At 59.8% G+C, this 14137-nt stretch carries 13 protein-coding genes and 1 pseudogene; 10 read left to right on the top strand and 4 right to left on the bottom strand.

Annotated features, from left to right (window positions below; translation table 11 throughout):
- The first annotated feature begins 28 nt into the window (after positions 1–28).
- From IFT76_RS07060 to alaC, 7 genes are all read left to right on the top strand, one after another.
- A complete protein-coding gene (locus IFT76_RS07060; RefSeq protein WP_122479588.1) occupies positions 29–535 on the top strand; it encodes a disulfide bond formation protein B in 507 nt (168 codons plus the stop codon).
- A 571-nt stretch (positions 536–1106) separates the two neighbouring features.
- Positions 1107–2042, top strand: coding sequence for a ubiquinol oxidase subunit II (cyoA, locus tag IFT76_RS07055; RefSeq protein ID WP_122479587.1), 936 nt, complete (start codon positions 1107–1109; stop codon positions 2040–2042).
- Between the two features lie 3 nt (positions 2043–2045).
- Positions 2046–4061, top strand: coding sequence for a cytochrome o ubiquinol oxidase subunit I (gene cyoB, locus IFT76_RS07050; protein ID WP_122479586.1), 2016 nt, complete (start codon positions 2046–2048; stop codon positions 4059–4061).
- Between the two features lie 3 nt (positions 4062–4064).
- Entirely contained in the window at positions 4065–4694 is a 630-nt protein-coding gene (locus IFT76_RS07045) for a cytochrome o ubiquinol oxidase subunit III (RefSeq protein WP_122479585.1), read from the top strand.
- Complete coding sequence (cyoD, locus tag IFT76_RS07040; RefSeq protein ID WP_122479584.1) at positions 4695–5027, top strand: cytochrome o ubiquinol oxidase subunit IV; 333 nt, start codon at positions 4695–4697, stop codon at positions 5025–5027.
- Between the two features lie 11 nt (positions 5028–5038).
- Positions 5039–5926 carry a heme o synthase gene (cyoE, locus tag IFT76_RS07035; RefSeq protein ID WP_122479583.1) on the top strand — a complete coding sequence of 296 codons (888 nt, stop codon included), beginning with the start codon at positions 5039–5041 and terminating at the stop codon, positions 5924–5926.
- Between the two features lie 185 nt (positions 5927–6111).
- The gene (alaC, locus tag IFT76_RS07030) at positions 6112–7311 is read left to right on the top strand and encodes an alanine transaminase (RefSeq protein WP_122479582.1); all 1200 of its coding nucleotides are present in this window, start codon (positions 6112–6114) and stop codon (positions 7309–7311) included.
- A gap of 4 nt (positions 7312–7315) precedes the next feature.
- On the opposite strand, the gene IFT76_RS07025 is transcribed toward alaC, so the two are convergent.
- On the bottom strand, positions 7316–7963 hold the full coding sequence (locus tag IFT76_RS07025; RefSeq protein ID WP_192057710.1) for a DJ-1/PfpI family protein: 648 nt from the start codon (positions 7961–7963) through the stop codon (positions 7316–7318).
- Between the two features lie 312 nt (positions 7964–8275).
- Here IFT76_RS07025 and IFT76_RS07020 point away from each other — a divergent pair, with 312 nt between their 5' ends.
- The gene (locus tag IFT76_RS07020) at positions 8276–9061 is read left to right on the top strand and encodes a substrate-binding domain-containing protein (protein WP_122479580.1); all 786 of its coding nucleotides are present in this window, start codon (positions 8276–8278) and stop codon (positions 9059–9061) included.
- A gap of 23 nt (positions 9062–9084) precedes the next feature.
- On the opposite strand, the gene IFT76_RS07015 is transcribed toward IFT76_RS07020, so the two are convergent.
- Together IFT76_RS07015 and IFT76_RS07010 are read right to left on the bottom strand one after the other, a co-directional pair.
- Positions 9085–9948 carry a class I SAM-dependent methyltransferase gene (locus IFT76_RS07015; protein ID WP_192057709.1) on the bottom strand — a complete coding sequence of 288 codons (864 nt, stop codon included), beginning with the start codon at positions 9946–9948 and terminating at the stop codon, positions 9085–9087.
- Positions 9949–10030: 82 nt separating this feature from the next.
- Positions 10031–10991 (bottom strand): annotated as a pseudogene (locus IFT76_RS07010) (LysR substrate-binding domain-containing protein).
- A 124-nt stretch (positions 10992–11115) separates the two neighbouring features.
- Here IFT76_RS07010 and IFT76_RS07005 point away from each other — a divergent pair.
- Together IFT76_RS07005 and IFT76_RS07000 are read left to right on the top strand one after the other, a co-directional pair.
- Entirely contained in the window at positions 11116–11892 is a 777-nt protein-coding gene (locus IFT76_RS07005) for a 2OG-Fe dioxygenase family protein (RefSeq protein WP_122479577.1), read from the top strand.
- 12 nt (positions 11893–11904) lie between these two features.
- Complete coding sequence (locus IFT76_RS07000; protein ID WP_192057707.1) at positions 11905–12522, top strand: LysE family translocator; 618 nt, start codon at positions 11905–11907, stop codon at positions 12520–12522.
- A 57-nt stretch (positions 12523–12579) separates the two neighbouring features.
- On the opposite strand, the gene IFT76_RS06995 is transcribed toward IFT76_RS07000, so the two are convergent.
- A complete protein-coding gene (locus IFT76_RS06995; RefSeq protein WP_122479575.1) occupies positions 12580–14133 on the bottom strand; it encodes an alkaline phosphatase D family protein in 1554 nt (517 codons plus the stop codon).
- Between the last annotated feature and the right edge of the window lie 4 nt (positions 14134–14137).

The raw sequence follows: 14137 nt of genomic DNA, 5'->3' as shown, positions 1-14137 counted from the left end.
CGTTTTGGCCTGTGAAGGGAAAGCTGCAATGAACGAAGTCAACTTGCGCCTGAACCGCGAACGCCGTTTCCTGGTGCTGCTGGGAGTGATCTGCCTGGCCCTGATCGGCGGCGCGCTGTACATGCAGATCGTGCTGGGCGAGGCGCCATGCCCGCTGTGCATCCTGCAACGTTACGCCCTGTTGTTCATTGCCCTGTTCGCGTTCATCGGCGCGGCCATGCGCGGCCGTACCGGCGTGACCCTGTGCGAAGGGCTGGTGGTGCTCAGTGCGCTGGGTGGTATCGCAGCCGCCGGGCGCCATGCGTGGGTGCTGGCCAATCCAGCGGTCAGCTGCGGCCTCGACACGTTGCAACCCATCGTCGACGGTCTGCCCCTGGCCAATCTGATGCCCAGTGTGTTCCAGGTGCAGGGGTTCTGCTCCACGCCCTATCCACCGGTGCTGGGCCTGTCGCTGGCGCAATGGGCGCTGGTAGCTTTCGTGATGACGGCTATTCTTGTACCACTGGGCATCTATCGCAATCGCACTCGCCGCTGAGTATTCCAGCACGCACGCCCGGTCATTATTCGTGCCGGAATCCAATTACCCGTTGATGGGGTAAAGGCGCGAATGTGGCAACGTGTCGCCCTTGAGTTTGCAAAAGCCTCGTAATTACGGGCCTTTGCGAGGGTTGGCCGGGGTGCGACATCGTGTCGCAAGGCTTTGAAAGTGCGTCGGATTGTTGCATAATTTGGAAATACCTGTTGCCGGATTAGTCGTAGTCAATGGGTAATAGGCTCACTACAATCGCGGAAATTTCAGTGGGTCAGTGCCTCAAAAAGGGCAGGTCAGGTGGTCGCATGCACCAATGACAGGCACTTTTCGTACCGTTGGCACTGCCTGGCTGAACCCTTGCGTGGTCCGTGCACTCAAGGGAAGGAGTATGCAGCCCTTCGGCTGCGCACGTCATGACAGCTGCACCGCTCCAGACCGGTCTTGTCATCCCGCAGCAACTGCGAGCCTGGCATGTCCGTATTCAATCCCGATATAAATGCTGGCGCTTGGCAGGTCGAAGTGTTGGCTACCAAAACACAATTGCATTGAAGCAAGCTGCTCTAGAGGTCGTGAGATGAGTAAAAAGCGTTACCCCAGACTGTTTGGCATACTGCCCTTTTTAGGCATGCTTTTTCTCGGCGGGTGCAAGTGGACCCTGATCGACTCGAAAGGGCAGGTGGGCATCGACGAACGCAACCTGATCTACATCGCCACCGGGCTGATGTTGCTGGTGGTGATCCCGGTCATCGTCATGGCGCTCGCGTTCGCCTGGAAGTACCGTGCCTCGAACAAGGAAGCGACCTACACGCCTGAATGGGCGCACTCCACCAAGATCGAACTGGTGGTATGGGGCATCCCGCTGCTGATCATCATCGCGCTGGGTTACGTGACCTATGTGTCGACTCATCACCTGGACCCCTACCGTCCGCTGGAATCCGAGCACAAGCCGGTGACCATCCAGGTCGTGGCGCTGGACTGGAAGTGGCTGTTCATCTATCCGGAACAAGGCATCGCCACGGTCAACAAGATCGTCTTCCCGGCGAATGTACCGGTCAACTTCCGCATCACTTCCGACTCGGTCATGAACTCGTTCTTCATTCCGCAGCTTGGCGGCCAGATCTACGCGATGGCCGGCATGCAGACGCAGCTGCACCTGATCGCCAATGAAAATGGCGAGTTCGACGGCATTTCCGCGAACTACAGTGGTGCAGGCTTCACCGGCATGAAGTTCAAAGCAGTCGCTACGACCCAGGCCGATTTCGATGCATGGGTCAGTGAAGTGAAGAGCGCGCCTAAGCAGCTCGATGCAGCTACCTACGAAGCGCTGGCCAAACCTAGCGAGAAAAACCCGGTCGAGCTGTATTCCTCGTACGTTCCGAACCTGTTCCAGACCATCATCGACAAGTATGAAGGGATGAACCCAGGCAAAGGCGTCAGCCACGAGGGGAAACAGGCCTCGAACGAAGGGATGGACATGGGCAAGAATTCAGCTGCTGGGGCAGAGGAGTAAAAGATGTTCGGTAAACTTAGTCTGGAAGCGGTGCCCTTCCACGAGCCGATAGTGATGGTGACACTTGCCGTCGTTGCGCTGCTCGGGGCGGTGGTGTTCGGTCTGATCACCTATCACAAGAAGTGGACGTACCTGTGGACCGAGTGGTTCACGTCGGTCGACCACAAGAAAATCGGCGTCATGTACATCGCCGTTGCCCTGGTCATGCTGTTGCGGGGCTTTGCCGACGCCATCATGATGCGCTCGCAACAGGCAGTGGCCACTGCTGGCTCGACCGGCTTCCTGCCGCCCGAGCACTATGACCAGATCTTCACCGCTCACGGTGTGATCATGATCATCTTCATGGCCATGCCATTCATGATCGGTCTGATGAACATCGTCGTGCCGCTGCAGATCGGCGCACGCGACGTAGCCTTTCCGTTCCTGAACTCGGTCAGCTTCTGGCTGTTCGTGGTCGGCGCGCTGCTGGTCAACATCTCCCTGGGGGTCGGCGAGTTCGGCAAGACGGGCTGGGTGGCGTATCCACCGCTGGCGGGCATCCAATACAGTCCCGGAGTCGGTGTCGACTACTACATCTGGGCATTGCAGATATCCGGTCTGGGTACATTGCTGACGGGCGTCAACTTCATCGTCACCATCCTGAAGATGCGTGCGCCCGGCATGACCCTGATGAAAATGCCGGTGTTCACCTGGAACTGCCTGTGCACCGCTGTACTGATCGCTGCATCGTTCCCGATCCTCACCGCTGTACTGTTCATGCTGACGCTTGACCGTTATCTGGGCTTCCACTTCTTCACCAACGAGCTTGGTGGGAACCCGATGATGTACGTCAACCTGTTCTGGGCCTGGGGTCACCCCGAGGTGTACATCCTTATCCTGCCGGCATTCGGTGTGTTCTCGGAAGTCACTTCGACGTTCTGCCGCAAGCGCCTGTTCGGTTACGTGTCGCTGGTATGGGCAACCATCGCCATCACCGTGCTGTCGTTCATCGTCTGGCTGCACCACTTCTTCACCATGGGTTCGGGTGCCAACGTCAACGCCTTCTTCGGCATCATGACGATGGTGATCGCGATCCCGACGGGTGTGAAGATCTTCACCTGGCTGTTCACCATGTACCGCGGCCGCATCGAGTTCACCACTCCGATGCTGTGGACCATCGGTTTCATCGTGACCTTCAGCATCGGCGGCATGACCGGCGTTCTGCTGGCAGTGCCCGGTGCTGACTTCGTGTTGCACAACAGCCTGTTCCTGATCGCTCACTTCCACAACGTGATCATCGGCGGTGCGGTATTCGGTTACCTGGCCGGCTTCACTTTCTGGTTCCCGAAAGCCTTCGGCTTCAAGCTCAACGAGCGCCTGGGCAAGTACTCCTTCTGGTGCTGGCTGGTAGGTTTCTACCTGGCGTTCATGCCGCTGTACGTGCTGGGCTTCATGGGCATGACCCGTCGCCTGAACCACACCGACAACCCAGACTGGACGCCGTGGCTGTACGTGGCTTTCGTCGGCGCGCTGTTCGTGGCCGCCGGTATCGGCTTCATGCTGCTGCAACTCTATGTCTCGATCCGCGACCGTCATCTGAACCAGGACGTCTCGGGCGACCCATGGGATGGCCGTACCCTGGAGTGGTCGACTTCGTCGCCACCACCGTTCTACAACTTCGCCGAGCAACCAGTGGTTTCCGACCTGGACGCTTACTGGGGCATGAAGGAACGTGGTGAAGCCACTGCCAACGCTGCGGACTACAAGCAGATCCACATGCCGCGCAACACCGGTATGGGCGTGCTGATGTCGTTCTTCGGTTTGATTCTGGGTTTCGCTGCCATCTGGCACATCTGGTGGGCGGCTGCGATCGGTCTGGCCGGCATGGTCATCACCTTGATCGTGCGCAGCTATGACGATGACATCGACTACTACGTACCGGCTGAAGAAGTCGCTCGTATCGAAGGTGAACGCATGGCTCGCCTGGCAAACGCCGCACGAGTTGATTCTCGTCTGAACTCCACGGTGGAGAAGGCTTAAACAATGTCTAACGCAACCCTAAACGCGGAAGTGGCTCACGAGCACGAGCACGGTCATGACGATCACGATCATCACGATTCCGGGGGCATGACTGTCTTCGGTTTCTGGATCTACCTGATGACCGACTGCATCCTGTTCGCGTCGATCTTCGCCGCCTACGCAGTACTGGTTAACAACGTTGCCGGTGGCCCCTCGGGCCACGACATCTTCGAGCTGCCCTTCGTGGCAGCCGAAACCGCACTGCTGCTGTTCAGCTCCATTACCTATGGCTTCGCCATGCTGGCGCTGCACAGCAACGACAAAAGCGGTGTGATGAAGTGGCTGTTCGTCACTTTCCTGCTGGGCGCAGGCTTCATCGCGATGGAAATCTACGAGTTCCACAAGTTGATCGAAGAGGGCTTCGGCCCGCAGCGCAGCGGCTTCCTGACCGGTTTCTTCACCCTGGTCGGTACCCACGGCCTGCACGTGACCAGCGGCTTGATCTGGATGGCGGTGCTGATCGCCCAGGTCAAATCCAAAGGCCTGACCGCAACCAACAACACGCGCATGAGCTGCCTCAGCCTGTTCTGGCACTTCCTGGACGTGGTCTGGATCTGCGTGTTCACCGTCGTCTATCTGATGGGAGCTCTGTAAATGGCAAACCCTCATACCACTTCGGCCGGTAGCAGCCACGGTAGCTACAAGTCGTACATGATCGGTTTCGTGCTGTCGGTCATCCTGACCGCGATTCCGTTCGGCCTGGTGATGTTTCCGAGCATGTCCAAGGAAGCCACCCTGTGGATCGTGATGATCTTCGCGGTGATTCAGGTGCTGGTTCACCTGGTCTACTTCCTGCACCTGGACCGCACGTCCGAACAGCGCTGGAACGTGATTGCCTTCGTGTTCTCTGCGTTGATCATCGCGTTCCTGGTAGGCCTGTCGCTGTGGATCATGTTCAGCATCCATCACTTCATGATGGCGAAGTAAGGAACCCGGACATGTCCGTAAAGCACTTTATCCAAATCACCAAACCGGGGATCATTTTCGGTAACGTGCTTTCCGTGGCAGGTGGGTTCTTCCTGGCCTCTCAAGGGCATGTCGACATCGGGCTGTTTCTGGCCACGGTGATCGGTACATCGCTGGTAGTGGCGTCGGGCTGTGCATTCAACAACTGCATCGACCGTGACATCGACGTGAAGATGGAGCGCACCAAGAATCGCGCGTTGGTTCAGGGGCAGATTTCGGTGAAGGTCGCACTGATCTTCGCCACGCTGCTGGGGGTTGCCGGGATGGTCATGCTGTACGCATTGGCCAACCCGCTGGCGGCCCTGTGCGGCTTGATCGGCTTCGTCATCTACGTGGGCTTCTACAGCCTTTATCTGAAGCGCAAATCGGTGCACGGCACTCTGGTCGGCAGCCTGTCCGGTGCCATGCCTCCGGTGATCGGTTACGTGGCAGTGAGCAACAGCTTCGATCTGGCGGCACTGACGTTGCTGGTGATGTTCAGCCTGTGGCAGATGCCCCATTCGTATGCGATCGCAATCTTCCGCTTCAACGATTACCTGGCGGCTTCGATTCCGGTGCTCCCGGTCAAGCGGGGTATCGTGGTGGCGAAGAAGCATATCCTGATCTACATCCTGGCTTTCCTCCTGGCGACGCTGATGCTGACCCTGGGTGGCTATGCCGGCATGAGCTACCTCGCAGTTGCCGCAGCCATGGGCATGTACTGGTTGTACATGGCCTGGACAGGTTACAAGGCGGTCGATGACAAGGTCTGGGCGCGCAAGCTGTTCGTGTTCTCGATCTTCACCATCACCGCGTTGAGCGTAATGATGTCCCTGGATTTCAAGGCGCCGGGCGAGCTGTTGCTGACCTACGCGCATTGACCCTGCTGCAGCGATAAAAACGCCCCGGACCGAACAGTTCCGGGGCTTTTTTTGGGGCAAAGGTTGGGTCCGCACCGCATATTGCGCTTTACATCCCCGCATCGGCCCCGTTATCTTTCGGGCTGGCCACCGCAGTGGCCAACGTCGCTCGGACGGTTCCGGGCGCTTACGTATCCGAGGAAGTCATGGCCGAACCTGTTCGCCCGCGCCGCTTTGCGCGCATCGATCGTCTCCCCCCCTATGTGTTCAATATCACCGCCGAGTTGAAGATGGCTGCGCGTCGGCGCGGCGAAGACATCATCGACCTGAGCATGGGCAACCCCGACGGCGCCACGCCACCCCATATCGTCGACAAGCTGGTGACCGTTGCCCAGCGCGAAGATACTCACGGCTACTCCACTTCCCGCGGCATCCCGCGGCTGCGCCGGGCCATTTCGCGCTGGTACAAGGACCGCTATGCGGTCGATATCGACCCTGAAGACGAAGCCATCGTCACCATTGGCTCGAAAGAGGGTCTGGCGCACCTGATGCTGGCTACGCTCGATCAGGGTGATACCGTGCTGGTGCCCAACCCCAGCTACCCGATTCATATCTACGGTGCGGTGATCGCCGGCGCCCAGGTGCGCTCGGTGCCGCTGGTGCCGGGCGTGGACTTCTTCAACGAGCTGGAGAGGGCGATCCGCGAATCCATTCCCAAGCCGAAGATGATGATTTTGGGCTTTCCCTCCAACCCGACCGCCCAGTGTGTGGAACTGGATTTCTTCGAGCGGGTGGTGGCCCTCGCCAAGCGCTACGACGTCTTGGTGGTGCATGACCTGGCCTATGCCGATATCGTCTACGACGGCTGGAAAGCGCCGTCGATCATGCAAGTGCCGGGCGCCAAGGACATCGCCGTCGAATTCTTCACCCTGTCCAAGAGCTACAACATGGCTGGCTGGCGGATCGGCTTCATGGTCGGCAATCCCGAGCTGGTCAATGCGTTGGCACGCATCAAGAGCTACCACGATTACGGCACGTTCACGCCGTTGCAGGTCGCAGCCATCGCCGCGCTCGAAGGCGATCAACAGTGTGTGAAGGACATCGCCGAGCAGTACCGCCAGCGCCGCAACGTGCTGGTCAAAGGCTTGCACGAACTGGGCTGGATGGTCGAGAACCCCAAGGCGTCGATGTATGTCTGGGCCAAGATTCCGGAGGCCTACGCGCACATGGGCTCGCTCGAGTTTGCCAAGAAGCTGCTGGCCGAAGCCAAGGTCTGCGTCTCGCCCGGCATCGGCTTCGGTGACTATGGCGACGACCACGTACGTTTTGCGCTGATCGAAAACCAGGATCGCATTCGGCAGGCCGTGCGTGGCATTCGCCAGATGTTTCGCAACGACAAGAGCTGACGCTCTACCGTGGCATATCGTGCCACTCGTACTGCATCTGCCGAGCGGTCAGGCGCGCCGCATCGGCACCGAGCAGGCGTGCCACCAGATGCAGGCTCATGTCGATGCCGGCGGAAATCCCGGCGCTGGTGACCAGGCTGCCAGCATCGACATAGGGCACATTCTCCCGCACATCGAGGTCCGGGTTGCTGTCGCGCAGCTCCTGGATGTCGGCCCAATGGGTGGTGACGCTCTGCCCCTCCAGCAGGCCAGCCTTGGCCAGGATCAACGCGCCACTGCATACCGAAGTGAGCAACCCGGTCGTCGCCGCCATCCGCCGCACCCACGCGAGGGTATTCGGGTCATTTACAGGTTGATCGATCACGCCCCCCGGCACGATCAGCACATCGCTGTGCACCTCTTCATCGAACTGGGCGTCGGGCTGCACTCGCAGCTCGTAGCGGGCGGTGAGCAGGTCGCGACTGGCCGCAACCGTGCTGACCACGAATGGCGCGTGAATGCTCAAACCGTCGCGCAGCGCAACGCGGGTGGCAACGCTGAACACTTCGTACGGCCCGGCGAAGTCGAGAATCTCGATACCGGGGTAGAGCAGGATGACAACCTGCAACGGGCGGTCGAAAATCTGCAATTCGGGGGGCAAGGCCTTGGACATACGGTCACTCCAGTCTGGAGCACGCATCATCGAGCTGAACGGTAAAAGGGTAAATGACAGTTACCCCACAGATCCTGCCAAAGTGTCGTGATTGCTTGCATCGCACGTTTGCGCGGCCAGGGCTGAAATTGTTTCTCGACGTTGCAATTGCCGAACATCACCTTTTTAAATGGCAACCTGATCCTGGCTTTTGGCCGATTGCGCGTAAACTTATCCTTCTTCGCGAGGCGGTCGACCATCACCGCACTCGTCCGCTGTGCCTCTGGCCAGTCATCGGCCAGGCTTCATCTTCACTTTCGGGATCATATCGTCATGACCAAACGGCTCACCAGCGCTCTGCTGGCTTGTGTATTGCTCGGCTCCAGCGCTGCCCACGCGCAGAAGGCGCCACCACCGGTGCAGTTGTCCCTGCTCGGGTCCGGCGGCGTGGTCAGTGCCATGCAGACCATCGTCGTCGAATACGAAAAAGCCACCGGCATCAAGGTCACCGTGCTGCCTTCGCCTGCCATCGGCGACAACCCCATGGCCATCTCCAGTCGGCTGGAGCGCGGCGAGCGTGCCGACCTGGTACTCACCGAAGATGCCGCGTTGAACAAACTCATTCAATTGGGTGAAGTGCAGCGCGAACCTCGCGTGGATGTCGGCAAGTCCTTCATTGCCATGGCCGTACGCCAAGGTGAGGCCAAGCCAGACATCGGCAGTGTCGACGCTTTTCGCAAGACGCTGATAGACGCCCGCTCGCTGGCCTACTCCAACAGCACCAGCGGCCTGTACCTGTCGCACCTGCTGTTTCCGCGGATGAAACTGGCCGAACAGCTTCGCGACAAAAGCAGCCTGGTAGACAGCGAACCTGTGGGTGCCGTGGTTGCTCGGGGCGATGTGCAACTGGGTTTCCAGCAATTGAGCGAGCTCAAGGCGGTACCGGGCATCGATATAGTCGGCCTGATTCCCGATGCGGTGCAGAAGATGACTTTGTATTCGGGCGGTGTCACGCGTACCAGCGCCCACCCTGAAGAGGCCGCCGCATTGCTGCAGTACCTGAGCACACCGGCAGCCCGTCTCGCCATTCAGGAAAGCGGGCTTACGCCGGTGCATTGATCACGCCGGGCGCCAACGGTGGTCTAGAGAATCTTCACAGTATGAAAGGCCACGGTGTCATAGGGCACGGTTACTTCCTGCTTGTCCTTGAGCTGGGGGTGGGTGGCAATGATTTCGCGGACTCTCTGGTAAATCGGCTCTTGCTGTTCAGGGGGGAGGGTGGCGATGAAGCTGATGGAGCGCACCCGGTTGAGAATCACGTCTTCCGGCGTGCCGGTGTGCGAATGGCTGAAGTGCTTTTCCACCAGCGGGTGGGCGAAGCCCTTGTGCGGGAACATTTCACGCCACTGTTGGGTGTAGAACCGCGGGCTGTCACCGGCCACCGCGCTGACCACGTCCGCCACCTGACGTACCCAGTCCTCGCGGGTATCGCGCAGGTTCCAGATCATTCCCAGGCGTCCGCCGCGCTTGAGCACCCGGTGGATTTCCTTCATGGCCTCGGGTTTGGCAAACCAGTGGAAGGAATGCGCGCAGATCACCGCGTCCACCGATTCGTTTTTCAACGGGATCTCTTCGGCGGCACCCTCGAGTATCTTCACGTAGGGCTTGTCGCCCCAGTTGAGTTCCAGCTTCTCGCGCATGGCGGAAACCGGTTCCACCGCGAACACCTCGGCGCCGATATCGACCAACCGCGGAATGAACTTGCCAGTCCCCGAGCCCAGGTCGAGTACAGTTGTATGGGGTGGGTCCCATTTGCTGTGCGGCTTGATCTGCATGATCTCGCGCAGCCAGTTGTCGAGTTCCTTCGGGTAGTCCGGGCGCCCCTTGTCGAATGAGCTGGCACCCTGCAGATAGCCTTTTACAGCCGTCGATGGAAGGAGTTTGAGAAGTTTTTCGGTCAAGCTCTTGGGGTTTGTGGTGCTACTGTTTTTGTCGAAATTGCTCATGTTCGCCCTCGCACGCTTGCTAGCGCGGTTGTTGTCGCCAGGCTGATTGCACAGCGCAACGCCCAACCAGCCACGGTGGGCGTTATAAGACAAAGCGTAGCCCAAGGTCGTTGAGGTAACCTTTAATTCGTGCAGGGTGGGGTGAAACCGGATCAGCGTCCGTCGGAAAGTGTCTGGGCAACCGATGCCTCTGCCTGCTCGTTCAGCCACTGTCTGAAGACGGCGCACTTCGTGCTTTCTTCCGGCAATCGCGGGTACAGCACCACGTACTTCGAACCATCGCGAGTGAAGCCGAAGGGCGCTACCAATTGCCCGGATGCCAGTTCCTCTTGAACCATCAACAGTGACGCCACGCTCACGCCCAACGCAGCAGTAGCGGCCTGCAGGCACAGGTAGAAATGCTCGTACTCGACGGTTGCCACTTCCCCGGGCACTTTCTTCGCCAGTCGCAGCCACTGCTCCCAGGCAGCCGGTCGTGTGCTGCTGCGCAGCACGTGCACACCACTCAATCGCCTCACCGATTCCGCCAAGGCGGGCGCGCAAACCGGACCGACCCATTCAGGACACAACGCAGCACTTTCGACTGAATCGTCCCAGCGAAAATCGTCGCGTCGAATGGCCAGGTCAGCGCCGCATCGAGAAAAGTCGATCGGCCCACCCGCCGCCAGCAATTGAATCTGGATCTGCGGGTGCGCCTGATGGAAGGCAGGCAGGCGGGGAATCAGCCATTTCATCGCAATCGTCGGTTCGCAGGACACTACCAGCGTGTCTTCGCGCGCTTTTTGCTGCACCTGGCGGACCGCCTGCTCCAACTGCTCGAACATCGGCTGCGTGACGTCGTGCAGCAGCCGTCCTGCGTGGTTGAGAAAGACCGCACGATTGCGCCGATCGAACAGCTCCACCCCCAACGCGTCTTCCAGCGAGCGAATCTGGCGGCTGACCGCGCCGTGCGTCACGTGCAGTTGCTCGGCCGCCTTCATGAAGCTTTGGTTCTGCGCAGCGGCGTTGAAAAAGCGGAAAGAGGCGAGGGGCGGAAGGCTCATACGAACGACGAAATCTCACAGGTTTCGACGACTATAAATCGTTTTTTCCTGCCTGCGCAAAACTCCATGATTGCGCTCGTTGCCGGGCATTTTGGCAGCCTTACCAATAAAATGGAGAGAATCCATGGAAGATATGCATAAGCGTGCAATGCCGAGCAGCGCCATTGGACTGAGGCTTTTCGAGCCGTCAATCAACGATGTATGTGAAAGCGTGGCTCACAGTGGCTTCGCCTTTCTGCAGCCTCCCACGGTCGCTCACTTGCTGGACACCGTCGTGCCTGGCTTCATCCAGGACTGGGAACAGTTTCGGCAAAGCTGGGATCATCTGCAGCAGGATACATTCATGGGGGATGGCGGCACCTATCGCCTGCGTCGCCATGCGACCCTCTCCATCGAGCAAGGCAGTCGCCACTGGCAGGCTTGCGCTCATCGACCGCATTACCAGAACGTCGAGCACAACGGCCTCAACGGCGGCATCGTCCGGCATTACGCGCCGTTCACGACCGAGGTCTGCTCAGGCAAGGTGTTTTCGGCAGTGATGGACCTGTGCTGCGCCTTTCTCGGCGTCCTCGCTGGGCAAAGTGCCTGGCATATCGAAGCGCATCAGTTCCGTATCGATGCATCCCGCGGAGCGGCGTCCCCGACACCTGAAGGTGTGCACCGCGATGGCGTCGACTTCGTGTTCATGCTGCTGGTCAATCGAGTCAACGTGATGGAGGGCGAGACGTCCATCTACGACAATGACCTGCGGCTGCTGGCAAGGCACTCGATGATCCATGAACTGGAAGCCGCCCTGCTCAACGATGAGCAGGTTCGACACGGCGTCAGCGCCGTCATCCCCATACACCCCGATCGACCTGCCCACCGGGATGTCCTGGTCGTCACTTTCAAGAAACGTTGACGGGACGTGATCATGAACGAATTATTGGCAGTCGCCCTGATTACCGTACTGGCCGTCATCAGCCCGGGCCCGGACTTTGCCATGGTCACCCGCAACAGCTATGCCTACGGGCGTCAGAGTGGTTTGATCGCGGCTTTGGGCATTGCTTGCGGTGTACAGGTGCATGTGTTCTACACCGTGTTCGGCATCGCCGTGATCATCACTCAGTCGCCACTGTTGTTCATGGGCATGAAATGGCTGGGTGCCGGTTATCTCATCTACCTGGGCGTGCGCTCGTTGCTCAACACCTCCAAGTTGGCATTGGCCAACGTGGGAGGCGGGGCGCCGTCATTGTGCAGCGCATTTCGGACAGGCTTCTTCACCAATGCCCTCAATCCCAAGACCATGCTGTTCGTGGTAGCCACTTACAGTCAGGTCGTACAGGCGGGCAGTTCGATAATGACGAACTTTGCCTATGGCTTGTTCATGTCGTTCTCGCACTGGGTGTGGTTCAGCATCGTGGCGCTGTTCTTCTCGTCCGGGCCGCTGCGTCGGCGGATGCTGGAGAAACAACACGTTGTCGATCGGGTGATCGGCACCGCCCTCATAGGGTTGGCCGCGTGCCTGGTACTGCCGGGCCTTGGCAGTTGAGCCATTGCACCGCCCCCGCCGCGGCTATTTGTCCGGATGGGTGCTGTGCAATGGGCGTCAAACCGGCTGCAGCTTCTTCTCGAACACCACCACGCCATCCAGATCACGCAGTTGCACGGTCATTTCTCCGCTCTGGCCCTCGATCTGTACTTCACCGAAAAACTGGAAACCTGCGAACGGTGAGGTGTTCTGGGCCGGTGGTGCTTTCTGGAACACCACCTGTGGGCCAAAGGTGGCGTCCAACGGGTTGGGGCCGAAGCTGCCGGCGTTCAGTGGCCCGGCGACGAATTCCCAGAATGGTTCGAAGTCCTGGAAGGCGGCGCGGTCGGGGTGGTAGTGATGCGCGGCGCAGTAGTGCACGTCGGCAGTCAGCCAGACCGTATTGACCACGTTCTGCTGGCGCACGAAGCCGAGCAGCTCGGCGATCTCCAGCTCGCGCCCCTTGGCGGCCCCATCATCGCCATTGGCGATCGCCTCCCAGCGCCCGACCCCCGGGCTCATTTCTCCATCCGGGACACCCAAGCCGATGGGCATATCGGCGGCAATGACTTTCCATTGGGCCTGCGACCCTTTGAGCCCGGACTTCAGCCAGTCCAGTTGCGCCTGTCCAAGAAACGCCGTGCGGGCTTCGGGCTTGGCCGCCAGGTTGTCGTCGTTGCCACTGCGGTAGCTGCGCATGTCCAGGACGAATATGTCCAGCATCGGCCCATAGCTGAGCTTGCGGTAGATACGCCCGCCGTTGTCGGCGCGCTGCAGGCGCATGGGCGCGTACTCGAGCCATGCCTGACGCGCGTTGCCAACCAGATGACGGATGTCGCGGTTCTGGTAGCGCGCGTCGAGTTGCTTGCTGGGCGACCAGTTATTGGTCACCTCGTGGTCGTCCCATTGCCAGATCTGCGGCACCTCGGCATTGAAGCGCCGCACGTTTTCATCCATCAGGTTGTAGCGGTAGTTGCCGCGGTACTCGTCCAGAGTTTCCGCCACCTTGCTCTTGGCTTCGGTGGTGATGTTGCGCCATACGCGGCCATTCTCGGTGGTCACCGTGGCGGGCACCGGCCCGTCGGCGTAGATGGTATCGCCGCTGTGGATGAAGAAATCCGGCAAGCGCAGACGCATGGCTTCATAGATGCGCATGCCGCCGATGTCGGGGTTGATGCCGAAACCCTGGCCCACTGTGTCGCCGCTCCACACGAAGCGGATGTCGCGACGCTGCGAAGGCTCGCTGCGCAGATGGCCGAACCACGGCTCGCTGCTGACGCCGGTCTGCGCGTCTTCGAACTGCACGCGATAGAAGATCGCCTGGTCCACCGGCAGGCCGCTGAGTTCGACCCGCGCGGTGAAATCGCTGCCCGCGTCGGCCAGTGGCGATACCAGGCGGCGCGGGTTGGTGAACATGCTCCGCGTATCCCATTCCACCACCATGCGTGCCGGGCGGTCGCAGCGGCTCCAGACCATGGCCCTGTCGCCCATCAGGTCGCCGGACTGCACGCCGTCAGTCAGTTGTGGCCGGTCCTTGACCGAGGCGATCACCGCCGGCGCCAGCCCAGGCAACAGAAAGCCTGCCCCCACGGCTTGGACGAGGCGACGGCGCTTGAGATCGAACATGGTCATGGCA

Source organism: Pseudomonas sp. CFBP 13727, assembly GCF_014841915.1.
Lineage (GTDB): Bacteria > Pseudomonadota > Gammaproteobacteria > Pseudomonadales > Pseudomonadaceae > Aquipseudomonas > Aquipseudomonas baltica.
The sequence above is the reverse complement of the archived record's forward strand: the minus strand, read 5'-3'. Positions and strand labels throughout refer to the sequence as shown.